Source organism: Streptomyces sp. NPDC048560, assembly GCF_040650955.1.
Taxonomy (GTDB): Bacteria; Actinomycetota; Actinomycetes; order Streptomycetales; family Streptomycetaceae; genus Streptomyces.
This window is the reverse complement of record NZ_JBEZIJ010000012.1, coordinates 219,806-242,383: the sequence shown is the minus strand read 5'-3', so window position 1 is coordinate 242,383 and position 22,578 is coordinate 219,806. Positions and strand designations below refer to the sequence as shown.

The window sequence follows — 22,578 nt, the reverse complement described above, 5'->3', positions numbered from 1 at the left end:
CGGGCGTACGCCGAACACTGTCCGCGCGCGCCCTCAGCCGGCGGGGACCGGCTCTCTCGAAGAAGGACCCAAGGGCGACCGTCGTATGACTGCCGCTCACGCGTCGCCGCACGCCCAGTCGTCAGCGAGGGCCGGTGGGGGGCAGCGTGCCGGAGGTCGTGTTGTCGGCCTTCGCCGCGTCCGCGAGGGCCTCGGCAGCGGCCTCGGCGGCCTGCGCGGTGTCGTCGGCGGTGTCGTACGCCGCCCTGTCCTCGGGCGTCCTCTCCCGCGTGGCCGGTGACTGCGGGAGCGCCTCGCCGAAGGCGCGGGAGATGCCCTGGAGTGCGGAGGTGACCTCGCTCGGGATCACCCAGAAGGTGCTGCCCTGGCCCTGTGCGAGCTGGGGCAGTGTCTGGAGGTACTGGTACGCGAGCAGTTTGGGGTCGGGGTCGTTGCGGTGCACGGCCTGGAACACCTCGTCGATGGCCCGGGACTGGCCCTCGGCCTTGAGGATCGCGGCGGTGCGGTTGCCCTCCGCCCGCAGTACGGCGGACTGCTTGTCGCCCTCGGCGGTGAGGATCTGGGCCTGGCGCTGCCCCTCGGCGCCGAGGATCGCGGCCCTCTTGTCCCGCTCGGCCCGCATCTGCTTCTCCATCGCGTCCTTGATCGACTGCGGCGGATCGATGGCCTTGATCTCCACCCGGTTGACCCGCAGGCCCCATTTGCCGGTCGCTTCGTCGAGTACGCCACGGAGCTGGCTGTTGATGGTGTCGCGGGAGGTAAGGGTCTTCTCCAGGTCCATCGATCCGACGACGTTGCGCAACGTGGTGACGGTGAGCTGCTCGACCGCCTGGAGGAAGTTCGCGATCTCGTACGCGGCGGCCCGCGGGTCGGTGACCTGGAAGTAGATGACGGTGTCGATCTCGACGACGAGGTTGTCCTCGGTGATGACCGGCTGCGGCCTGAAGGAAACCACCTGTTCGCGCAGGTCGATCGCGGGGTGGACGCGGTCGATGTACGGGACGACGACGTTGAGGCCGGGTTGCAGGGTGCGGTGGTAGCGGCCGAGCCGCTCGACGTTGCGCGCGCGTGCCTGGGGCACGATGCGCACCGCTCGCAGCACGGTGAAGACCGCGATGACTGCGACGATCAGGCCGGCGATGAGGAAAGCCGAGACTTCCACGGTCACTCCCGGGGGTATACGAGCGCGGTCGCGCCGCTGATCTCTATGACGTCGACGGTCGTTCCCGGCGGGATCACCAGCGTTTCGTCATAGGCGCGGGCCGTCCATTCCTCGCCGCCGATGCGGACCCTGCCACCCCGGCCCGTCACCTCGGAGATGACGTGGGCGGAGCTGCCGACGAGTGCGTCGACGCCGAAGCGCGCTGCCGGGGGCCGGGTGAGGTGACGCAGGGCCAGGGGACGCAGGAACAGCAGGGCCGCCGCCGCGGCGATGGTGAACACCACGAACTGGAGGGGCAGCGGAAGCCCCACGGCGGCGAACCCAGCCGTGACCAGCGCAGCCGCGCCCAGCATTCCGAGGGCGGCGGTGAGGGTGACGATCTCCGCGACGGCCAGCACCGCCGCGACGATCAGCCAGATCAGCCACGGATCCATGAGCAGCCCTTCTCGCCCGTGGGTGCGCGAATGGGGGACTTGGGGACTGAGGAGGAACTATTAGCCCTTTAGTCTAATTTTACCCATTTTGGGCGGCATCGAGTTTCGGGCGCGAGGCGGATCCCGAAAGGGCAGGCTCAGATCTGCTCGTCGTCGCCGTGACGCCCGAGAGCGCGGCCGAAGCGCTCGGAGATGGCCGGCATCAGGCTCTCGCCCTCACCGGGGCGGTCCAGGCCGAACACGTAGCCGGGGAAGTCCAGGTCCTTCTGCACCGCCCAGATCGCGTCGTGGTCATCCGGCGGAAGGATGGACACGGGGTCGCCGACGGCGACCCAGCCGATCGGGACCATCGAGTCGGCGGGCAGCACGGTGCGCAGGTGCACGATGCCGTTGATCCGCACCTCGGACCGGGTCCCGATCCGTGCTCCGTTGAAGACCCGGCTGCCGGTGGCGAGGAAGACCTCGTCCTCGACCCGGCAGCCGGTCAGGTAGGAGGTGGGGCCGACCAGGACCTGCCGCCCCAGGACCAGCGGATCGCGCCGGGTGCCGCGCAGCACCGCGTTCTCCATCACGATGCTGCCGTCGCCCACCTCCACCGGCCCACCCTCGGCGGTGAGCACCGCCCCGAACAGGACGCGGCAGCCCGCCCCCACGCGAACATCCCCGCACAGGGTGGCGGTCGGCGCGACGTACGCGGTGGGGTGGACGGTGGGGGACCGGCCTTCGTGAGCGATCAGCACGGCCCGCTCAGCGTTCCGACAGTTCCGACGGGGCTTCCTGGACCACCCAGCCGTTGCCGTCGGGGTCCTCGAAGGACATGAACGAGTTCCAGGTCTCGCCCTTGCCGTCCTCCCAGCCGGTGGCGCCGACGTGGCGGATGGCGGAGACGTCCACTCCGCGGTCCACCAGCTCCGCACGGGCCGCCTCGATGTCGGTGACGCAGAGCTGGAGGCCCTGCAGTGTGCCCGGGGCCATCTCCTTCATGCCGGGAGCCGAGGGCATCCCCTTGAGCATCGCCACGGAACACCGTGAACCCGGCGGCGTCAGCTGGACGATGCGCATCCCGGGAGCCACCTCGTCATCGAGGTCGACCTTGAATCCGACCTTGTCCGCGTAGAACGCCTTCGCGCGGTCCATGTCGGTGACGGGGACCGGAATGACCTCAAGAGTCCAGTTCATCGAAAACCCTCCTCAGAAATTGGCGGAGTGCCTGGCAGAACGGAACCCACCGTCTCTCACAAGGCAGCGGTCCCGCACGTCGAACCACCGGATTGCCGCCCGTTCATCCGCCTACACCTCATCCGCCCTGCCCCGGAGATTCCTCCGCCCCTCGTTCATCCGCCGTCCGGCATACGTGCGAGACGGGTCCGCAGTGCGGCCTCGTCGACGCCGTACGGGCCGGGAAGACCGGGCAGCAGGGCCAGGGCGGCGAGGAGGAGTTCCCTGGTCGCCTCCGGATCGTCGCGGACCGCTTCGAAGGCCGTCGTGGCGGCCATCGGCGCCAGCCGGTAGCGCCAGGCCGGATGGGCATGGGTCGCGGCGTAGTGCGCCGTCACGGTCTCCAGGGGAGCCAACCGTCCTCCGGCCCGCCGGAGCAGTGGCGCGAGGCCCACCTGAGCCACCAGGGCGCAGATGTCAGCCGGGGCGGCCCGGTTTCGGCGGTGGTTGTCGCGCACCTCGTAGATCACCGCGTACACGAGCAGTCGCTCGCGTTCCGTGGTCGGGCAGGGAAGGGGCACCGTCCGCCAGAACTCCTCGGCCGCGCTCCGTGTGACCGTGGGGCGGCGCCGGGCGTCAGCGGGGGTGGTGGCGACCGCCAGCCGTACGGCGCCGAGGGCGACGGCCTCCTCCGAGAGCCGGCGTACGTACCGAAGTTCGGCGGCGATGTGCGGTTCCGCGTGGTGGGCGGCGCTCCGTACGTGCTGGCCCGTCGGCCCGTCGGTCCAGACGAGCGCCCACCCGTCCGGGGAGACGGAGCGCTCGGCCTCGATACGTCGGCCGGTCGTCTCGGAGAGCACGGCGGCCAGCCGGTGGATCCGCGGCTCAGGGACGGATCCGGCGGGGCCGGGCGTCATCCGTCCCCTCCCTCGCCCAGCGGATATCCGATCGCGGCGATGGCCTCCGCGAGCCCGTTCAGGGACGCCTCGGGGTTCAGGTCCGCGACGATCGCGGGCGTGAGCGGCCGCAGTGCGTACACGTGACGTACGGCTTCGAGGCCGACCGGCCTCCCGTAGTAGGACGAGGCCCAGTCGGCGTACCTCTCGGGCGAACCGTCGGTGAGGAAGCCGAACAGCCAGTCCGCGCCGTCCGGGACGGTGGAGCTGCCGTCGAAGTCGACGTCCCCCGTGTGCCATTGACCGTCCTCGGCCTCCCGCCACAGGCAGGCGGTCACATCGGGGATGCCGTCGGACGTGAAGGCCGGATGCCGGGTGAAGGCCCGGAACGTCTCAGGGACCCGGTCGAATATTCCGGGCCACGCACGTCCGTCCCCGACGTGCGGGCTCATGGGTGATGTGTGGTCGAAGCCGCGGATGTACACACCGGCCGACGAGAAGACGACCGAATAGGTGTCGCCTCCGCCGTTGTCCATCCACGCCAGTTCCCGCGTCCCGGTCCAGCCCGCGTCGAAGCCATGACGGCGGTACGGGCTGTCCGGCTCGAGGACCGCCTCCACCGTCGCCATCGCACGGCAACGGTCGCGCAGCACAGGTATACCGGGCAACTGCCGAGCCACGTCACGAACGGTCATGCGCACATCTCACCAGACGCCACTGTCACCGCGTCCCGGAGCCCGCTGTCACTGCGCCGGGGAGCTGTCGCGCAGCCTCCGCACCTCGGGCGGAAGGTCCGGGCCCGCGTACACGGCGAACAGCGCGGCTTCCTCCGGCGAGTCCCCGACGGCCACGGCCACCAGGGGCGGGAGACCGTCCACCGCGTAAACGGTCCCCGTAGTGGTCGGCGCCGCGTTCCCGTCCTGAGGGCCGGTGTCGTCGCAGGGCGGCTGGGTGGCCGTGCCGAGTTTCTCTCCGACCGTGAACCTGACGTTCGCGACGTCCTGGTACGTGCGGTTCTGGTAGACGAACCGCAGAGCGCAGGACGGCGATTCCTGCGCTCCGCCGACGCTGCCTGCCGTGCAGGCGACTGCCGACACCGCGACGGCCGACATCACCACGACCGCCGTCAGTGTTCCCCGCACAGATGTCCTGGCCCAGCTCATGCGGGTCCCTTCGGTGGATGGCGCGCCGTTGTCGTGTCCGGTAGACGGCCGCGATCCGGGGTGGGTTCCCCTCAATCGCAATTCCCTGGTCGGCCCGGATCAGGCGGCGTAGGCGGACAGGGTCAGGGTTTCGGCGAGGACGAGCCAGAGCACCCAGGCACCCGCGCGGCTGGCGATGTTGCACAGCCTGTTCTCCGTGCACCGGGTGGGACCGTTCTGCCAGGCGGTGACGGCCAGGTAGTGCAGGCCCAGGATCCGCGTGAACGTGAAGCGGATGTGCAGACCGGCTCCGAGATCGTGCCCGCGAAGCGTGGCGATCTGGACGTAGTCGTGGCCGATCTCCTCCACCAGCACCGGATTCGCCCCGAGCAGGTCGCACTCGTCCTGCGCGCGGATGCGGGCCGGGCAGCCACCGCTCACCGGGAACAGCCAGAAGTTGCTCGTCAGCTGTGCGCGTACGTCGTGCGGGCTGGTGAAGGGGTGAAGGCCCAGGGAGTAGCTGTACCGGTACAGGCCGTTCGACCCCGCGGTGTCCCGCTCCGTGACCTGCGCGGGCATGCGTGTACCGGCGTACGAGGCGGGTGGCGGCGTGGCCACCACGAGCACCGCACCGAGGACGGACGCCAGCGCGGCACGGGTCACCGGGCCGCGGAGCACCTGCACGAGCCGGGTAAGCGACACATCCGGAAACTATGCGCCGGGAACCGTTGCGGCATTCCGGGACGAGCCGTTCCAGCGACACGGAAGGGGTACCCGGAGGGGGCGCGACGGCGTCGGCCCGCCGAGCTGGACCTGATGGTCCGGCTCGGCGGGCTCCGGCCGGGGGACCGGTGGGAAGGGTGGACGCGGGACCCTTCATCCGGTGAGAGCACCGGGCACGTCTCCGTCCGGGAGACGCCCGCGGAGTGACTGCGGGAGCCCGGGCCCGGCCCGCCCTGCGCTACGAGGCTGTGGCCAGGTATACGCCCGAGGTGCCCGACCCGGCCGTGTTGCGGCAGCTGTGGTTGCCGGTCGGCCGGGCGTGGATCAGTGCGAGGCAGCGGCCGAGCGCCAACTGGCCGTAGTAGTTGGGGTGTACGGACTCCTGCACAGGCCCCTGGGTCTCGTTGCTGTCGATCCAGCGCGCCCATTCGCTCGCGGTGGCCGAAGCGGGCACGGTCGAGCTGACCAGTTTGCTGGTCCTCGCGCAGACCTCGCGGCCCTGGAGAAGGTCACGCAGGTCCATGAACTGCACTGCCTTGGTGGCGGCGACCGCCTGGAGGCGGTTGGCGACCTGGGGGACGAGCGAGTCGCGGGCCCAGTCGGAGTCCTTGTTCCAGAAGGGGCAGCCACCCGTGCTGGTGCGGCTCCACCCGCTCTCCGAGTAGCGGTTCTCGGCGCCGCGCGGGATGGGGGAGGGATAGGACTGGAGCACGATCCGGTAGTCCGTCTGGGCGTATCCGGCCCCGGACATGACCGCGCGGACCTCGTCGACCGACTTGGCGACGTCCGCCATCACCGTGTTGATCTTCGCGTCCACGGCGGCCTGCTGGTCGTCGTGGCAGTACGAGTACCAGACGATGTAGTCGGTCGCGCACGTCCTGATGATGTCGGAGAATCCCAGATCGTTGCCGCCGACGGACAGCACGACCATCTCGACGTCGTGGGTTCTCGCGATGCCGGCGAGCTGGTCGGCCTGGGGAGCCTCGCCCTTGTAGGAACTGCCGCCGTTCGCCGCACGGAACACGTTCTGTGTCGTGGCGCCCGAGCAGGCGATGTTGATCAACGCCCCCGCTGCCCCGGTCGCGCCGTGCACCTCGGCGGAGTCCGAGCGGTGGCAGCCGTTCGCCGCAGTGGCCCCGTATACACGGCTCGGGTCGTACGTGCTTCCCGTCCATGCACGGTCGGTGCCGTTGCGGTTGCCGCTGGTGGTGAGGCTGTTGCCCCGCCAGCGACCGGCCTCGCCGGAGATGTAGCTGTCCCCCATCGTCACGATGGCGGTGGTTCCGGAGCCGGGGCTCGCGGCGGCGGGGGAGACGCCGGCGGCCGTCAGCGCCGCGGCGGCGGTGAGGGAGAGCGCGAGAAGCCCGCGAACGGCGCGGGTGGGGGATGAGCGCATGGCTGTGTACTCCTGCGTCGGTGCAGATGAGCGGGGACAGCCGCCGGCCGGTGGCATACGGAATCTGGCACGCGGTGGCTTGTTACCGCTAGGTAGCGTCAGGTTTCTCTTTCGTCACGTACGTGAGCGCGGGTACGGGCCCGGACCCGGACCGAGACACGGTCCGGCCGGTGGACGGGTCACAGCGGCAGCCGCGGTGCCCGGTGCGTGTTCAGGCAGGCTGGGGCGTGAGGCGGGACAGGCCCCGGCGGTCGTAGTACTGGGTCATGGCGAATCCGAACGCGAGGGCGGCGGCCACCCCGACCGCGATCATGATCCAGGCACGGGCCAGGCCGGCGTCGGCGCGGGCGTCGAAGTAGAGGATGGAGCGCACCCCGGCGCTGAGTTGGTGCATCGGCTCGAAGGTTCCCAGGAAGCGGTAGAAGCCCGGGGTCGCCTCCAGAGGTACGGTCGCCCCGGACGAGGGAAGCGCGAGCGCGATGAAGACGAACATGGACACGAGCTGCCCGATACCGCCGAACGCGGCGTTGATGGCCTGGACGCCCAGGCCGATCGTGACCGTCGCGCAGAAGGAGAAGATCCACAGCAGCGGCAGGTGCGAGGCGTCCATGCCCAGGATCGCGATCGTCGCCACCATGACGAGTGTCGTGGTCAGCACCGAGATCCCGGCCGTCATCAGCATCTTCAGCACCAGCGTCTGCGTGCGGCTGATCGGAACGGTGGGCCGGCGGGCGTGCCACGGACCGATCTCGCTGTCCGCGTAGCCGAGCGCGGTGTCGACGCCGCTGTGGATGAGGTTGCCACCGATGAAACCGCTGAGGACCAGCAGGAGGGTGTAGTAGAAGGCCGTGAGGCCGAGGCCGCTGTGCCGTCCGATCGGATGGCCGACGCGGGTGGTGACGGCGACGGGATCGGTGAGGAGCAGACGTGTGGTGGGGGCCGCGCTGGAGTCCGCGAGCTGCTCGCCGATGGTGCGCGAGGCCTGACCGGCCGCCCGCTGGCTGATCTGGGCCGCGATGGACGAACCCAGGCTGCCGACACCGGGATTGGTGAGCACGGTGAGGGTCGGCCGGGCGGTCGCCCGGTCGGTCGTCAGGGCGGCGACGGACGAGGTGAAGTCCTTGGGGACGACCAGCGCGCCGTACACCTTGCCTGAAGCCAGCGCGTCCTCGGCGGCCTCGCCGCTGAGCCGGCGCCATGCGACGGAGTCCGACGGGCCTTTGGCGGAGACGACCGCGTCGGTGAGCTGCTTCCCCAGGTTCTCCCGCTGCCCGGGCAGCGGGCGGCTCCGGTCGCCGTCGACGAGGGCGATGGGCAGGCGGTGCAGGTTGTCGTTCGGGCTGAGGATGCCGCCCATGTAGAGGAGCGACAGCAGCAGCGCGACCAGAGCGCTGAGGGCGGTCGGTACGAGCCACAGCTTGGCGTGTCGTACGAGGGTGCCGGCACGTGCCTGCGGGGTGCCGGTGCTCGGGATGTCGGAGGGCATGGTGCTCCGTGGATGCTGGAACGGACACGACAGGGCGGACGTCACGGACGCGTGTCGGCCGGTCGGTGGCCCCGGACGATCCGCGATCCGCGTGCGGCCATCGTCGACGGGCGGACCCTGAAGCGGCGCGTAGCGGGAGGAAATCGCGCTACGGGCGTGTCGCCCACTCCGTTCGTACAAGCAGCCCGGCACGTGCCGGTCAGGCGGCCCCGGTGCTGTGGAACGAGCGGCGGTAACTGTCCGGCGGAACCCCGACGATCCGTTTGAACTGGCGCCGAAGAGTGGTGGCGGTACCCATTCCCGTCGCCACGGCCACGGCCTCCACACTTTTGTCCGTGGCCTCCAGCAGTTCCTGTGCGCGGCGTACGCGCTGAATCAGGAGCCACTGGATCGGTGTCTGCCCGATCACCGCCCGGAACTGCCGTCCGAGGTTGCGCGGGCTCATGTTCGCCTTCCGCGCCATGTCGGTCACCGTCAGCGGCTGATCCAGCCGTTGCTGGACCCAGGCGAGCAGCTGGGTGAGCATGTGATCGCCCGTCGCCTGCACCGGAGTGGACACGAACTGGGCCTGACCACCCGGCCGATGGGGTGCCATGACGAGACGCCGGGCGACGGAGTTGGCGACGGCGGCGCCGTGGTCGAGGTGGATCAGGTGGAGGCAGAGATCGACGGCGGCGGCCTTGCCCGCAGCCGTGAGCACGCTGCCGTTGTCCGTGTAGAGCACGTCCGGGTCGACGGAGGCCAGGGGGTGGCGTGCGCTCAGCTCAGCGGCGTGAGCCCAGTGGGTGGTGGCCCGACGGCCGTCCAGCAGGCCCGCGGCGCCGAGTACGAACGCTCCGGTGCACAGGGACGCCACCCGCGCTCCCGACGCGTGGGCCGCACGTACCGCGTCGACCAGTTCCACCGGCAGCGGTTCGTCGACGTCGGCACACGCGGGCACGATCACGAGGTCGGCGTCCACCGCCCGCTCGAGCCCGTGATCGGGCTCGACCATGAAGGGGCCGACCTGCACCGGCCCCGGCCCGCAGAGCATGACGTCGTACCAGCCGCCCGTCGCCTCACGCGGGGGGTTGCCGAAGATCTCGTACGCCACCGCCAGCTCGAAGTGCAGCAGGCGACCGGCCGTCAGCAGCGCGACAGTTGGCATGTCCGAAAGTGTACGGGTGCTGTCCTTCCGGCCCATCACACCGCCGCTCGGGCCCGGTCGAGACTGGGGTCATCAGAACAACGAGAACGGGGACAGCGATGAGTAGCACGGCTGCAGTGGTGGTGTACGGGGCGACAGGTCACACCGGTCGGTTCGTCGTCGCCGAACTGCGAAGGCGCGGCGCCGCCACCATCATCTCCGGACGTAACGCGGCCCAGCTGGAGGCGCTCGCGGCCGAGTGGCCGGAGGTGGCCGTACGTCCGGCCGCCGTGGACGACGCGAGCGCACTGGACCGGGCGCTCGACGGCGCGGCGGCGGTCGTCAACTGCGCCGGGCCGTTCGCGGTGACGGGAGGTCCCGTCGTCGAGGCGGCACTGCGGGCGGGTATCCCGTACGTCGACGTCGCGGCGGAGATCGAGGCGAACGTCGCGATGTTCGCCGACTACGCGGAGGCGGCCCGTCGGAGCGAAACCCCCGTGGTGCCGGCGATGGCCTTCTACGGCGGACTTGGCGACCTCCTGGTGACCGCCGCGATGGGGGAGTGGAAGGAGGCGGAGGTGGCACACGTCGCGTACGGGCTGAGCAGCTGGCGCCCGACGGCGGGTACACGGGAGGCCGGCCAGGTGTCCCACGAGCGCCGCGGGGGCCGTCGGGTGCGCTTCGTGGACGGTGCGCTGCAGTATCACGACGACAAGGCGTGGGAGCAGGAGTGGGACTTTCCCGAACCGCTGGGACGCCGGTCGGTGCTCGCCGAGTTCACCATGGCCGACGTGGTCACCGTGCCCAGCCACCTGACCGTGTCCGAGGTCCGTTCCCACATGGCCGTCGAGGCGGCGAGGGATCTGGCCGGGGAGGAAACGCCGGCGCCGGAGGCGGTCGACGAGCTCGGGCGGTCGGACCAGACGTTCGTCGTCGACGTCCGGGTCCGCTCGGGCGGCGTCGAGCGGCGCGCCACGGCTCAGGGGAAGGACATCTACCAGATCACCGCACCCCTGGCGGTGGAGGCCGTCCAGCGGCTCCTGTCCGGCCGGACGCGGACGACGGGTGTGGCGTCCGCCGGCGCCATGTTCGACGCGGCCGACTTCCTCCACTCGCTGGCGCCGTACCTGTCGGTCGAGCTCCCGCACTGAACAGTCATGGCGACCGGGCGAAGGGTGAGGTGGCGTCGGCCGTGTCGGCGGCCGGGCCTCAGGACCGCGTCGTACCTCCGCGGTTTTTCCGGCCGCACATGCGGGTTGTCGGCCCACGGGGGTCGCCATGACGTGCCACCGGTGTGACCGGCCGGCGCGAGGCCGGGGGCTCCGGTCCAGCCGTCCGGCCGTCAGCGGCCGGTGGCTCGGGGAGGGGGGACGGGTGCCACCCCGTGGTCCATCGCGGAGGCCGCGGAGGGCGCCACGGGCCGGACACCGTGTGTCCCGGCGAGTTGACCCTTGTGCCGCCCTCCGGGCTGCTCGCCCCCGCGACATGGTGTGCCCTTCGGCCGTCAGGCCTTCGCGGCTGCCTCGGCGTCCGTCGCCTCGGCGTCCGCCGTCGGCTTGGGAGCGGTGTACATGGCCGATCCCTTCTGGATCTCCTTGCTGATGACACCCCGCTTGACCAGCGTCTCCAGGCTGTTGCGCACCACCTGGGCCGAGGTCTTGCGGTCCGGGTGCGCCTTCTCCAGGTCCGCGTGCACCTCGCGCACCAGGCGCGGTTCACCGGCGGGCAGGAACTCACGGAGAAGCTGGTGCAGCGGAGCCTCGGCGACCTTGGGGGCGGCTTCCTCCGACACCTTCGCCGCGACGGTGCTCTCCTCGGACGCCTTCTTGGCCGTCTTGCGCGCGGTGGACTTCGCCGCGGCGGCGGGCTTCTTGGGCGCGGCCTTGGTCTGGGTGCTCCTGGCCTGCGCCGCCTTGGGCTGCGCGGACTTCGTGCGGGTGCCCTTGGCCGACCGCGGCTGAGGAACGGCCTTGGTCTCCGCAGTGGCCTCGGCCACGGGCGCGGTGTCCACGGCCTCGGCGGGGACGGCCTGCGGGGTGGGTGCCGCGGTCGGCAGCGTCCCCTGCATACCGGCCAGCCAGCCCTCGTCCTTCTTGAGCTGCTCCAGCCGGGTCTGCAACTGTGCGATCTGCGCGGTGACTTCGCCCTGCTCCGACCGATTGGCCACCAGGTCGGCGGCGAAACGCTCCGCGTACGTGCTCTGCACGCTCTTGAGGTCGGCGTCTTCCAGCTTGTCGGCCACGGTAGTTCACACTCCTTGTATAGGGGGATTGCTGCCGGATGCTACCCATGTTGGACGGCCTGTGGTTACCGTCGCGCACATCCGACACCCGTGCGGGCGGCATAGTGAACCGTGTCGGCCCTCCAACTCGCGTGTGTGCGGGTCCGTTTACGGAGTAGGGCGGAAATGCGAGGAAGGTACGGCGGCGATGCCGCCGCACAACCCTCACACGACCCACGGTTGTCACTCTTTGTGTTCGACCTGATACGGTGCGGCACTGTGTGCGGGTGATCAGAAGCTGACCCACGGCGCCGCTACGGCCATGGACCCGCCCATGAAGCCGTCGAGCACCTGATCCCCCCACGCCGCAACCGTTGAACGCTTCCTCGCCCGACAAGGAACATGCATGTCAAGTCCCCTTGCCCATACCCCGGTTGCCGCAACTCCGGCACAGTCGGATGACTCCCTCCTCGACGTAGGCCGGCGACTGGTGGAGCGGCACGACAGGGGGAGGGAGTCGCGAGAGTTCGAGATGCTGGGGTTGAGCTGGCATCTGCTGCCGCAGGTGTTCGCGCCCGTCCACACGGACTCCACGGCACTGTTCACCGAGTGGCTGCCCTTCCCCGTAGGGGGAAGTTTCCTCGAAGTGGGCTGTGGCGCCGGAGTCACCGCCGTCATGGCGGCGCTGGCGGGATGCGCGAGGGTCACGGCCCTGGACATCAACCCGGAGGCCGTACGCAATGCCGGGCTCAACGCCCACCGTCACGGCGTGGCGGACCGGATGCGGGTGCTGCACAGCGATCTCTTCGACGCCCTGGCGCCCGGCGAGCGGTTCGACGTGGTGTTCTGGAACTCCAATGTCATCTGGGCCCCGGAGGAATTCGTCTACACACGCCCGATGCAGCACGCCATCTTCGACCGCGGTTACACCACCCACGAGCGCTATCTCCGGGACGGCCAGGCACGGCTGACCTCGTCGGGCCGGCTCCTTCTCGGCTTCAACAGCCTCGGCGACACCGGCCGGCTCGACGCACTGGCCACCACGGCCGGTCTGCGGCTCACCGAGCGGGAGCGGACGACCCGCCGGGCCGGCGATGTACCGGTGACCTTCCAGCTGCTCGAAGTGGCCCTCAGCAGCGGCCGGGAGACGGCGTGACCTTCACCCGGACACCGGTCGCCGCGCCGATCGCAGCCGGGCCGAAAGCCCTCAGCTACCTGAGACTCGGCAAGGCACGTGTCTACCACTACGTCTACGGCTGGGCCCTCGGCCTGCTGCTCCTGCTCATGGACGGTCTGCTGACCAGCGGCACGCTGCTCCCCCTTGCTCTCCTGCTCGCCGGGACGCTGGCCATCCAGTGGAGCACGTCTGCCGCCGACGACGTGTGCGGGTTCCTGGACGGCAGCGACGCCCGCAACTACGAGGGCCGGCCACCGGTGACGACGGTGAGGAAACCCTTGCTCACCGGCGCGCTGACCCTGTCGGAGGCCCTTCGGTTCGCCATCGGCGCGTGGATCGTCGGCATGGCCGCGATCGCCCTCTCCGCGGGGGTCCTGGACCGTCACGTGCCCACGCCCGCCTGGGTGATCGCGCTCGGTGTGCCGGTGCTCGCCGTCCAGTACTCCTGCGGAGTCAAGCTCAGCTACCGGCCTCTGGGACTCGAGTCGACGATCTTTCTCACCGGCGCCTTCACCGTGGTCATGCCCTACTGGTTCGTCGCAGGAACGGTCAGCCCCGAGACGCTCCTGGTGGGCGCGCTGGTCGGTCTGTGGCTGCTCCTCGTGGTGGCGTACGGCAACGCGTCGGACCGGGAGGGCGACGCCGCCGTGCACCGGCGAACTCTTGCCGTCCTCCTGCCACCCACGTGGTACGCGGCCGTCCTCCACCTCCTGGTCGCGCTGAACGTGCTGCTGTTCCTGGCGCTGTTCACCACCACACGGCTGAGCACGGTGTTCCTCGTGGCCGGTGCCCCGGTGGTGCTGCTGCATCTCGTACAGCTCTACTACGGGGTGTACCGCGACGAGTTGCGGAAGGCACGCTTCCTCGTGCTGATCTCCATCGACCTGGGGTTCCTCGGCCTCGCCGCCGCCCTTCTCATGGGTTCCACGTCGTGAACGAAGCTGTCGGCGACCGGGCGCTGGTGCTCGGCGGGAGCATCGCCGGGACGTTCGCGGCCAGGGTGCTGTCCGAGTTCTACCGCGAAGTCGTCGTCGTGGATCGTGACCGGGTGACCGGCGTGCGCAGGGCGCGGCGCGGAGCTCCCCACGCCGCTCAGGCCCATGGGCTGCACGCCCGGGGCTGCCAGATCCTGGAGACGTTCTTCCCGGACCTGATCGAGGACATGCGCCGGGCGGAACTGCCGGTAGGTGATCTGGGTGAGCAGCGCTGGTACTTCAACGCCCGGCCCTTCCGGTCGAGCCGAACCGGACTGACGTCGCTGACGGCACAGCGGCCCGTGGTCGAGGAGTACTTCCGCAACAGGGTGGCCGCCCTGCCCAACGTCACCTTCCTCGAACGGACCGAGGCCACCGGCCTGCTGCCGGCCCCGGACGGCACGCGGGTGACGGGCGCTCGACTGCGTTCGAGTTCCGCGGAGAGCGGGGGCGAGTTCAGCCTCTGCGCCGATCTGGTCATCGATGCCACCGGCCGCGGATCGCGCACCCCGGTGTGGCTGGAGCACCTGGGATACGAACGGCCGGTCGAGCAACGCATGGCGATCGGCCTGGCGTACACCACCAGGCTCTACCGCAGCCGCCCCGGGATGCTCGGTGGCACCCGGTTCATCAACTGCCTGCCGTCGCGTGAGAACCCGAGAGGAGCGTTCTTCGGTCAGGTCGACCGCGATACGTGCATCGTGTCGCTGACCGGCATCCTGGGCGACCACCCACCCACCGATCCCGGCGGCTTCCTCGAATTCGCCAGGTCGCTGCCCTTTGCCGGGGTGTACGAGCAGATCCGCGATGCCGAGCCGCTGACCGACCCTGTCCGCTTCTGCTTTCCCGCGAGCGTGCGCCGCCGCTACGAACGTCTGTCCCGGCTGCCCGAAGGGCTCCTGGTCATCGGCGACGCCGTGTGCAGCCTCGACCCCAACTACAGCCAGGGCATGACCGTGGCCGCCATGGAAGCACGGGCATTGCACCACCACCTGCGGCGCGGCACACCGCGAAGCCGCGCCTTCATGCGTGAGGTCGGCCGGATCGTGGGCACGCCATGGTTCACCTCGACGACGGGCGACCTCGCGTACGAGGGAATGGCCGAGCACACCGGAACGACGGGGCTGCGGCGACTTGTCGCGCGCGTGGGCAACGCGTACGTGGCGCGCCTGCATGACGCGGCGACGAAGGACCCTGCCGTCACGAACGCTCTCATGCGCGTGGCGGGGCTGGTCGACCGGCCGACGGCGCTCATGCGCCCCCGCGTCCTGCTGGGGGCGCTCCGGAGGCCGGCGGACACGGAGCGGGAGCCGGCGAGTGACCCGCCCGCCCGACGCTCGGGTTCAGGCCGGACCGACGCGCTTCAGCGACTGGGCGGCGGGACGACCAGTCCGGACTCATAGGCCAGGACCACGAGTTGGGCCCGATCGCGGACGTGCAGCTTCGTCATGGCTCGGTTGATGTGGGTCTTCGCCGTGAGGGGGCTGATCACCATGTGGGCGGCGACCTGGTCGTTGGAAAGCCCCTGCGCGACCAGGGCCACGGCCTCACGCTCCCGGTTGGTGAGCTCGCCGAGACCGGTGGCCGTCGAGGAGCCGGTGGTGAGCGGCTGACTGACGTACCGGTTGATCAGTTTGCGGGTGATCGAGGGGGCGAGGAGCGCGTCACCGCGCGCGGCGACGCGAACGGCATGCACGAGGTCTTCCGGCACGATGTCCTTGACGAGGAAGCCCGCCGCCCCTGCCCGCAACGCGTGGAGAACGTACTCGTCGAAGCCGTAGTTGGTGAGGATGACCACGTGCACCTCGGCCAGGGCCGGGTCCTCTGCGATGAGCCGGGTGGCCTCGACGCCGTCGAGGACCGGCATCTGGATGTCGATGAGCGCGACGTCGGGCAGGTGCTCCTTCGCGAGAGCCACCCCCTCCAGTCCGTCGCCGGCCTCGGCCACCACCTCGATGTCGTCCTCGAGGTTCAGAAGTGCGCGGAACCCGCTGCGCAGCAGCGGCTGGTCGTCGACCAGCAGGACACGGATCACGGCGTCCGCTCCACGGGGAGTTCCGCGTGGACGGTGAATCCGCCCCCGGTACGCGGCTCCGCGCGCAGGCGCCCACCGAGCGCGGTGACGCGTTCACCCATCCCGAGCAGCCCGACGCCCGGTGCCGGAGCGACGGCCGGCGTGGCCGCACCGTCGTCATCCACCCGTACGGTGACGGCGTCGGCACCGTACTCGATCCGAACCGTCGCCTTGGTCGCGGCGGCATGACGGGCGATATTGGTCAGTGACTCCTGCACGATGCGGTACACGGTCCGGTCCACCGCCGCGGGCAGGTCGTGCTGTGGGCCCTCGATCGTCAGCGCCGCGGAGAGGCCGGCCGACCCCGCCCTCTCCACCAGCTCCGCGACGTCGTCCAGACCGCGCGGCGGAGCCGTGTCGTCGTCACGGAGAGCCTCCAGGGTCGCCCGCAGTTCCCGGGTCGCCTCGCGGGCGGCCTGCTGGATCGCCAGCAGGGCTTCCGGCACCTGCTCACCACGTCTGCGGGCCACGTGTACGGCGACCTCGGACTGCACCTTGATGATCGAGATCTGGTGCACGAGCGAATCGTGCAGTTCCCGCGCGATGTGCAGCCGTTCCTCGTCGGCGCGGCGCCGTGCGGTCTCCTCGCGGGTGCGTTCCGCTTCGTCGGCCCGTCGCTCCGCCTGTCGCAGGGCCTCGCCCGCGGCGCCCGCCGCGATCAGCCAGGCCAGCTCGAGCGCGCCGCGGGCCTGCGCGAACGCCTCCGCCGTGTCGTGAAGGGAGAGCAGAGCCGCGAGGGGCAGCGCGGCCAGCATGGCGAGGCTCGCCGCGATCGTGACGGCACGGTGCCCCGCCCGTACGGCTGCGTACACCGCGAACAGGAAGGCGACGGCCGGCACGTCGAAACCGGCTGCCTGATAGCCCACCGCGCACAGCCCGGTGACGGCCAGGACCGGGACGGGTGCGCGGCGACGCGCGACCAGGGCCAGGCCGCCGACCGCCAGCAGTGCGTAGCCGAGAGGTGCGAGGTCCCCGGTGGCGGGCCGCGCGGACACTCCCGTGATCAGGAGCGCCGTAGCCACACCGACGGCGATCGCCCAGTCCATGACGCCGGCCGGCAACCCGGTCCACCTTCTGCTCATGCGCGCACCTTAACCCCGATGCGGTTGCGGGCGAGTCACGCTCGGGAACGAGCGGCCGACTACCACGGACGCGGTAGCCGTACGCCGGCTGCGGTGTTGGTGGCAGCGGGGTGCTCCGGTCGCGGCACCGCGAAGTGCATCCGCTCGCAGGACGACCGGCTCCCGCACCCGGCGACATGATCAGAGGGCACCCACACCTCCTGACGGAGGCGTGGGGAATCGGCCCCACGACGCGACGACCCAACGACGCGACGAAGTCACGGCGTTACGAAGCACGAGGTCGTGACGTCAAGAAAGAGGAGAAGGACATGAGCGCATCACGAGTCCTGAAGTCGGTCCGCCCCCTGCTCACCACGACCGGAGCCGCCCTGCTGGCATCCGTCGCGCTCGCCGCACCGGCAGCCGCGCGCGTCTCCGTCGTCGCGGCCGGCGACGCGGACACCGGTTCAGGTCGCCTCGGAGCCATCGTGGCCGCACTGGTGGCGCTCACCGGCATACTCGTCGGCGGCCTGGCCCTGGCCGGCTCCACCGGCCGCATCGGCCCTCGGGTCAGCCGGGGCACCTGGCGGTGGGCGGCCTTCGCCGCCATGGCGTCGGGGCTCCTCGGCGTGATCCTCGCGGCGCTGCACCTGGCCGACTCCACCGGTGGTATCGGCACGGGCAACGGGCGAGCGGGGGCCATGGTGGCCGTCGTACTCGGACTGATCGCCATGGCGCTGGGAGGTATGTCCCTCCGGAGCGCCCGCCGCCCGGCCTGACGCAGCTGTGGCACACCCTCCGGCCGGTCGCGTTCGGTTCCTGGCCCCGTGTCGTGGGCCCGACGGGTCCCTTCGTGGGGCCCGACGGCCCGGAGCCGGTCTGGTCAGCTCCGCCCGTCGGCGGGCGGGTTCCCGGCCGGCGGCCGGGCGGTGACCAGGCCTGATTCGTAGGCGGCGATGACAGCCTGGGCGCGGTCACGGACGGCTAGCTTGTCGAAGATGCTGGTGATGTAGTTCTTGACCGTGGAGAGGCTGAGGTCCAGGGCGCGGGAGATACCGGTGTTGTCGAGGCCGGTGGCCATCAGGTGCCACACCTCGACCTCGCGGGGGGTGAGCTCGTCACCCAGGCCGGTGGGAGCCGGCCGTGCCTCGTGGGGAGCCCGTACGTAGGTGGAGATGAGCCGGGTGAGCAGGCGCGGCGCGACGACGGCCTCACCGGCGTGAACGGTGCGGATCGCCGCGCTCAGGTCCTCGGGCGAGCTGTCCTTGGGCAGGAAGCCGTAGGCTCCGGCACGCAGCGCGCCCACGACGTACTCGTCCATGTCGAAGGTGCTGAGGGCCAGGACCCTGGCCTCCGGCACGGTGGCGGCGAGTTCCCTGGTCGCACCGACTCCGTCGAGCACCGGCATCCGGATGTCCATCACCACGACGTCGGGGCGCAGTTGGGCCGCGAGGGTGACGGCCCGCGCGCCGTTCTCGGCCTCTCCCACCACCTCGAAGGCCGGGTCGGGGGCGAGGATCAGTGACAGGCCGCGGCGCACCAGCGGCTGGTCGTCCACGATCAGCACCCTGATGCCCGGCGGCGGCGCAGTCGGCCCGTTCCCCGTCATCGGAGTGTCCCTTCCTGCTGGACGGCTGCCGCGTCCGTCTCGTCCGTGGCCAGCGGGAGGTCGGCCACCACGGCGAACCCACCGTCTGCCTGCGGACCGGCGGTGAGGGTGCCGCCGTGCAGGGCGACGCGCTCGCGCATACCGATGAGGCCGTAACCGCCCGAGCACACCATCGGCCCCTCCCGGGGCGGTCTGCCTCCACCGTCGTCCCGCACCTCGACGACGACCCGCTCCTGTCGGTACGTCAGCTGGACGGAGGCGCGGGCGTCCCCCGCGTGCTTCCGGGTGTTGGTGAGGGCCTCCTGGGCGATTCTGAACACCGTGAGGCCGACGGTCGGGGGCAGCGGACGCTGTGGCCCGCGGACGTTCAGCTCGGTCGGCAGGCCCGCCAGGCGGGACTCGGCGACCAGCCCGTCGAGGTCGTCGACACCGGGCTGGGGCAGCGAGGGCGCCGCCTCCGGCTCGTCACCGGCCCGCAGGACGTCCAGGAGCTGGCGCATCTCGCGCAGCGCGAGCCGCCCCGACGCCTCCAGGGTGACCAGGGCGTCCCGGACCACTTCCGGTTCGGCGAGGTTGGCCCGGGCTCCACCGGCCATCAGCTGCATGGTCGTGATGTGGTGGGCCACGATGTCGTGCAACTCCCTTGCGATACGACGACGTTCCTCCGCCACCGCCCGGTCGGCGAGGAGTCTGCGGTTGGCCGCCATCTCCCGCTGCCGACGGCTGACCACCAGGGCCGCGCCGACGACAACCGTCGTGTTGAGGACGGTGGAGAAAGTCTCCTGCCAGGGCGGAATCCGGCCGCCGCTCTGGCTCAGCAGCGTCAGCGACACCGTCGCGACGGTCGCGAGTGCCGACACCCGGCCGGGACAGGTCCTGACGACCGAGTACAGGGCGACCGCCAGCACGGCGCCGAAGTGACTGGGCAACGGCGCAAGCACGGAGGCCGTCGCGTCGAGTGCCAGTACGGCGGTGAGCGCCGCCACCGGGTGGCGGCGCCGGGCGAGGAGCGGCAGGGCCGCCAGCGCGACGAGAAGGAATCCGGCTACCTGTACGTCGTGGCGGCCGTCGGGGTCGTTGAAGAACACGTAGCTGAGCAGGTTCAACGCGCAGGCACCGCCGGCCACGAGCGCGTCGTTACGGGTCCACGCCGGACCGGCCCCGCCGATGTGCGGCGACTCCCGGGTGTCACCGGGCCCGATGTGTCGGCTGCTGAGCATGACTGTTTCCCCCGTATCCGGCCTTTCCGCCCTGGGACAGGGTTGCACAGCAACCGCGGCGGCAGGACCGGCGGCAGCGGTGCAAGGCCGGGCCCGGACCCGCGACCGACCAGGAGCAGGACCCGGGACCCGCGCCGGACCATCACCGGGGCCCGTCCCGTGACCAGGACCAGGGTCCTGGTCACGGGACGGGGAAGGACCCAGGGCCCCGGCCCGGATCATCCGCTGCCCCGACGCCCGGTGGCGCCTTCCGATGATGGTCTGGAGACCGGCCGGGAACCCCCGGCAGACAGCCCCCTTCAAGTCCGTCCGCCGGAGGACATCGTGATCCGCGCCCTGACCGGATTCTCCACCAGACACCCGTGGAAGGTCATCGCCCTCTGGGTGGTGCTGGGTGTCGCACTGAGCGCCCTCGCCCCTCTCCTGATCGCTCGCGTCACCCAGCACCAGACCGGGGACTTCCTGCCCCGCAGCTACGACTCGGCTGCCGCACTGCACATCGCCCAGGAGCAGTTCGGAGCGAACCCCGACGCCACCATCGTGACGGTGCTGGTCGCCCGTGCCGACGGCAAGTCACTCGGCGCCGCCGACAAGCAGCGCATCGAGGCCGAGGCCGCGAAGCTGGCGCAACGCCGGGTGGTCATGCCCAGGGAGAAGGACGTCCCGCAGTTCCTGGTACCTGACCGTTCCCAGACGCCGAAGGTGGCCCCGGCCATGACGGCGCCCGACCGGAGCTTCGAACTGCTCTCCGTCCAACTGACCGGAAATCCCTCCGACGCGGGAGTCCAGGGCGTGTACCGGACCTTCCGTGACGACGCCCGGGACCGGTTCGCCGAGGTGGGGATGCGCACCGGCTTCACCGGGGGCCTCGCCGACACCGTCGACACCACCGACGCCCACGAGACCGCCGCGAAGGTCGGGAGCGCCCTCATCATGGGGCTCATCGTCCTGCTCAACGTGCTGGTGTTCCGCAGCGTGCTGGCCGCCCTCCTCCCGCTGCTCGCCGTCGCCCTCGTCGGCGGCGTCGCGTTGGGAGCCGTGGCGGGTGCCGCGCTGCTCACCGGGCGCAAACTCGACGCGGGCACGCCTGGGCTGATCAACGTGGTGCTGCTCGGCATCGGCATCGACTACCTGCTGTTCCTCCTGTTCCGCTTCCGTGAGCACCTGCGCGACCGGCCCGACCAGCCCGCCCGTGAGGCGGCCGAGCAGGTGTCCGGCCGCGTGGGCACCGCGATCACCTCGGCGGCTCTGACCATCGTGGCCGCGTTCGCCACACTGGGTCTGGCGACCTTCGGACAGTTCCGCTCGCTGGGCCCCGCGATCGCCGTCGCGGTCCTGGTGATGCTGCTCGGCAGCCTCACCCTGCTGCCGGCGCTGCTCGCCGCCGCCGGGCGCAAGATGTTCTGGCCGTCCCGGGCCCTGCGCCACAAGCCGGGCGAAGGACGTGCCGCCCGTTTCGGCGCGCTGGTCACCCGACGCCCGCTGACGATGCTGATGGCCTCCGTCGCCCTGCTCGCCGCCCTCGCGGCCGGGTTGGCCGGCATCCGCATGGACTACGGCCGGGGCGACTCCGGTGAGCGGACCCCCGCCGCGGCCACCGCCGCCGAGATCTCCCGCACACTGCCGGCCGGGGTCTCGGACCCGACGAGCGTCTACGTCACCACCACGGACGGCGGCACGCTCACGACGGCCGGACTCGACGGCCTCTCCCGCGCGCTCTCCCAGGTCGACGGTGTGGGCAAGGTCGCACGGACGGTCCTGAACGAGGACCAACAAGCCGCCAGGATCGATGTCTACCCGACCGCCGACCCGCAGAGCCAGGAAGCCCGCGACCTGGCCTCCGGACCGATCAGGGCCGCGGTCGCCCGGCACACGCCCGCCGCGATGACCGCACACGTAGGCGGCACGGCGGCGATCTTCGCCGACGTCGCGACCGCCGTCGACCACGACCTGAAGATCGTGTTCCCGGTCGCGGCCGCGCTGATCGGCCTGATCCTCGTGCTGCTCCTGCGCAGTCTGCTCGCACCGATGGTCCTGATGCTCTCCGTCGGGCTCGGCTTCGCCGCGACCCTCGGCGCCGCCACGCTGCTGTTCCAGCACGTCCTGGGAGAGCCCGGCGTCAACTTCACCCTCCCCCTGGTGCTGTTCCTGTTCGTCGTGGCACTGGGCACCGACTACAACATCCTGATCGCCGACCGGATCCGCGAGGAGATGCGGCAACCTGGTCCGGCCCGTGCCGCCGTGGCCCGCGCGGTGCGGCACACGACACCGGCGATCGCCACGGCCGGGCTGGTGCTCGCAGGCTCCTTCGCCACGCTCGCCACCACCCCGGGAAGCGAACAGGTCGCCTTCGCGATGACGCTCGGCATCATGCTCTCCGCGCTCGTTCTCTCGCTCGTGCTGGTACCGGCCCTCGCGGCCCTCCTCGGCCGGAGCCTGTGGTGGCCCGTCCGCCCGCGGCCCGGGACGGGCGGCGTCCCGGAGCACCGTGCGACCGCCACCGCGCCGGAGACGGACCGGGTCGCGACCTACTGACGCGTGGATCGGGAGTGCCTCATGAGCGCATGAGGCACTCCCGATCCGCGTACGCACCCCGGCGTCCGGGTTCGGACAAGCGGCCGGGGTGCGCGGGTCAGCACCTGCGATGCCACCAGCCCAACTCGGGGTCTGCCGCGGGCTCATGGTGCGTCCGTCCGAGCAGCACCTCGTCCGGGCGCTC

22 protein-coding genes and 1 pseudogene are annotated in these 22,578 nt (G+C 71.0%); 7 read left to right on the top strand and 16 right to left on the bottom strand.

Annotated elements, in window-relative coordinates:
- Positions 1-121 precede the first annotated feature (121 nt).
- The 8 genes from AB0C82_RS29650 to AB0C82_RS29615 all read right to left on the bottom strand — a co-directional run bounded on the left by AB0C82_RS29650 (position 122) and on the right by AB0C82_RS29615 (position 5,494).
- Complete coding sequence (locus AB0C82_RS29650) at positions 122-1,162, bottom strand: SPFH domain-containing protein (RefSeq protein ID WP_362847982.1); 1,041 nt, start codon at positions 1,160-1,162, stop codon at positions 122-124.
- 2 nt (positions 1,163-1,164) lie between these two features.
- Positions 1,165-1,596 (bottom strand): NfeD family protein, encoded by a 432-nt coding sequence (locus AB0C82_RS29645; RefSeq protein WP_362847755.1) that lies wholly within the window; start codon positions 1,594-1,596, stop codon positions 1,165-1,167.
- Positions 1,597-1,733: 137 nt separating this feature from the next.
- The gene (locus AB0C82_RS29640) at positions 1,734-2,336 is read right to left on the bottom strand and encodes a gamma carbonic anhydrase family protein (protein WP_362847752.1); all 603 of its coding nucleotides are present in this window, start codon (positions 2,334-2,336) and stop codon (positions 1,734-1,736) included.
- Positions 2,337-2,343: 7 nt separating this feature from the next.
- Positions 2,344-2,775, bottom strand: a complete 432-nt coding sequence (locus AB0C82_RS29635; RefSeq protein ID WP_362847749.1) for a VOC family protein — start codon at positions 2,773-2,775, stop codon at positions 2,344-2,346.
- 155 nt (positions 2,776-2,930) lie between these two features.
- Positions 2,931-3,671, bottom strand: a complete 741-nt coding sequence (locus tag AB0C82_RS29630; protein WP_362847746.1) for a hypothetical protein — start codon at positions 3,669-3,671, stop codon at positions 2,931-2,933.
- Positions 3,668-4,345 carry a hypothetical protein gene (locus AB0C82_RS29625; protein WP_362847743.1) on the bottom strand — a complete coding sequence of 226 codons (678 nt, stop codon included), beginning with the start codon at positions 4,343-4,345 and terminating at the stop codon, positions 3,668-3,670. Before AB0C82_RS29625 ends, AB0C82_RS29630 begins: the two co-directional genes overlap by 4 nt.
- Before the next feature lie 48 nt (positions 4,346-4,393).
- Positions 4,394-4,813 (bottom strand): DUF6281 family protein, encoded by a 420-nt coding sequence (locus AB0C82_RS29620; protein ID WP_362847740.1) that lies wholly within the window; start codon positions 4,811-4,813, stop codon positions 4,394-4,396.
- 99 nt (positions 4,814-4,912) lie between these two features.
- A complete protein-coding gene (locus tag AB0C82_RS29615) occupies positions 4,913-5,494 on the bottom strand; it encodes a hypothetical protein (protein WP_362847737.1) in 582 nt (193 codons plus the stop codon).
- Positions 5,495-5,590: 96 nt separating this feature from the next.
- On the opposite strand from AB0C82_RS29615, the pseudogene AB0C82_RS29610 reads away from it, so the two are divergent.
- Positions 5,591-5,722: pseudogene (locus AB0C82_RS29610) on the top strand (SAM-dependent methyltransferase); the annotation flags it as partial.
- A 31-nt stretch (positions 5,723-5,753) separates the two neighbouring features.
- On the opposite strand, the gene AB0C82_RS29605 reads toward AB0C82_RS29610, so the two are convergent.
- The 3 genes from AB0C82_RS29605 to AB0C82_RS29595 form a co-directional block, all read right to left on the bottom strand.
- Positions 5,754-6,911, bottom strand: a complete 1,158-nt coding sequence (locus AB0C82_RS29605; RefSeq protein WP_362847735.1) for a hypothetical protein — start codon at positions 6,909-6,911, stop codon at positions 5,754-5,756.
- A 211-nt stretch (positions 6,912-7,122) separates the two neighbouring features.
- Positions 7,123-8,397: a DUF3533 domain-containing protein gene (locus AB0C82_RS29600; RefSeq protein ID WP_362847732.1), complete on the bottom strand. Its 1,275-nt coding sequence runs from the start codon at positions 8,395-8,397 to the stop codon at positions 7,123-7,125.
- 199 nt (positions 8,398-8,596) lie between these two features.
- Positions 8,597-9,544, bottom strand: coding sequence for a helix-turn-helix domain-containing protein (locus AB0C82_RS29595; RefSeq protein WP_362847729.1), 948 nt, complete (start codon positions 9,542-9,544; stop codon positions 8,597-8,599).
- A gap of 98 nt (positions 9,545-9,642) precedes the next feature.
- Here AB0C82_RS29595 and AB0C82_RS29590 point away from each other — a divergent pair, with 98 nt between their 5' ends.
- Positions 9,643-10,674, top strand: coding sequence for a saccharopine dehydrogenase NADP-binding domain-containing protein (locus tag AB0C82_RS29590; RefSeq protein ID WP_362847726.1), 1,032 nt, complete (start codon positions 9,643-9,645; stop codon positions 10,672-10,674).
- A 353-nt stretch (positions 10,675-11,027) separates the two neighbouring features.
- Here AB0C82_RS29590 and AB0C82_RS29585 read toward each other — a convergent pair whose 3' ends face one another.
- On the bottom strand, positions 11,028-11,765 hold the full coding sequence (locus tag AB0C82_RS29585; protein ID WP_362847723.1) for a hypothetical protein: 738 nt from the start codon (positions 11,763-11,765) through the stop codon (positions 11,028-11,030).
- Positions 11,766-12,276: 511 nt separating this feature from the next.
- Between AB0C82_RS29585 and AB0C82_RS29580 the strand changes: the two genes are divergently transcribed.
- From AB0C82_RS29580 to AB0C82_RS29570, 3 genes are read left to right on the top strand one after another with little or no spacing between them, the layout of a single operon-like run.
- Positions 12,277-12,900 (top strand): methyltransferase, encoded by a 624-nt coding sequence (locus tag AB0C82_RS29580; RefSeq protein ID WP_362847980.1) that lies wholly within the window; start codon positions 12,277-12,279, stop codon positions 12,898-12,900.
- A complete protein-coding gene (locus AB0C82_RS29575) occupies positions 12,897-13,856 on the top strand; it encodes a UbiA family prenyltransferase (protein WP_362847720.1) in 960 nt (319 codons plus the stop codon). The genes AB0C82_RS29580 and AB0C82_RS29575 overlap by 4 nt, the downstream gene beginning before the upstream one ends.
- Positions 13,853-15,298 (top strand): FAD-binding monooxygenase, encoded by a 1,446-nt coding sequence (locus AB0C82_RS29570; RefSeq protein ID WP_362847717.1) that lies wholly within the window; start codon positions 13,853-13,855, stop codon positions 15,296-15,298. Before AB0C82_RS29575 ends, AB0C82_RS29570 begins: the two co-directional genes overlap by 4 nt.
- Here the strand turns inward: AB0C82_RS29570 and AB0C82_RS29565 are convergent.
- Both AB0C82_RS29565 and AB0C82_RS29560 read right to left on the bottom strand, forming a co-directional pair.
- The gene (locus AB0C82_RS29565; RefSeq protein ID WP_362847715.1) at positions 15,259-15,930 is read right to left on the bottom strand and encodes a response regulator transcription factor; all 672 of its coding nucleotides are present in this window, start codon (positions 15,928-15,930) and stop codon (positions 15,259-15,261) included. The two genes, AB0C82_RS29570 and AB0C82_RS29565, sit on opposite strands and share 40 nt — an antisense overlap.
- Positions 15,927-17,051 (bottom strand): histidine kinase, encoded by a 1,125-nt coding sequence (locus AB0C82_RS29560; RefSeq protein WP_362847712.1) that lies wholly within the window; start codon positions 17,049-17,051, stop codon positions 15,927-15,929. The genes AB0C82_RS29565 and AB0C82_RS29560 overlap by 4 nt, the downstream gene beginning before the upstream one ends.
- 308 nt (positions 17,052-17,359) lie before the next feature.
- Here AB0C82_RS29560 and AB0C82_RS29555 point away from each other — a divergent pair, with 308 nt between their 5' ends.
- On the top strand, positions 17,360-17,809 hold the full coding sequence (locus tag AB0C82_RS29555) for a DUF6223 family protein (protein WP_362847710.1): 450 nt from the start codon (positions 17,360-17,362) through the stop codon (positions 17,807-17,809).
- A 104-nt stretch (positions 17,810-17,913) separates the two neighbouring features.
- Here AB0C82_RS29555 and AB0C82_RS29550 read toward each other — a convergent pair whose 3' ends face one another.
- Both AB0C82_RS29550 and AB0C82_RS29545 read right to left on the bottom strand, forming a co-directional pair.
- Positions 17,914-18,639: a response regulator transcription factor gene (locus AB0C82_RS29550; protein WP_362847708.1), complete on the bottom strand. Its 726-nt coding sequence runs from the start codon at positions 18,637-18,639 to the stop codon at positions 17,914-17,916.
- Positions 18,636-19,859, bottom strand: a complete 1,224-nt coding sequence (locus AB0C82_RS29545; protein ID WP_362847707.1) for a sensor histidine kinase — start codon at positions 19,857-19,859, stop codon at positions 18,636-18,638. Before AB0C82_RS29545 ends, AB0C82_RS29550 begins: the two co-directional genes overlap by 4 nt.
- A 324-nt stretch (positions 19,860-20,183) precedes the next feature.
- On the opposite strand from AB0C82_RS29545, the gene AB0C82_RS29540 reads away from it, so the two are divergent.
- Positions 20,184-22,394: an MMPL family transporter gene (locus AB0C82_RS29540; RefSeq protein WP_362847704.1), complete on the top strand. Its 2,211-nt coding sequence runs from the start codon at positions 20,184-20,186 to the stop codon at positions 22,392-22,394.
- Positions 22,395-22,578: the final 184 nt, after the last annotated feature.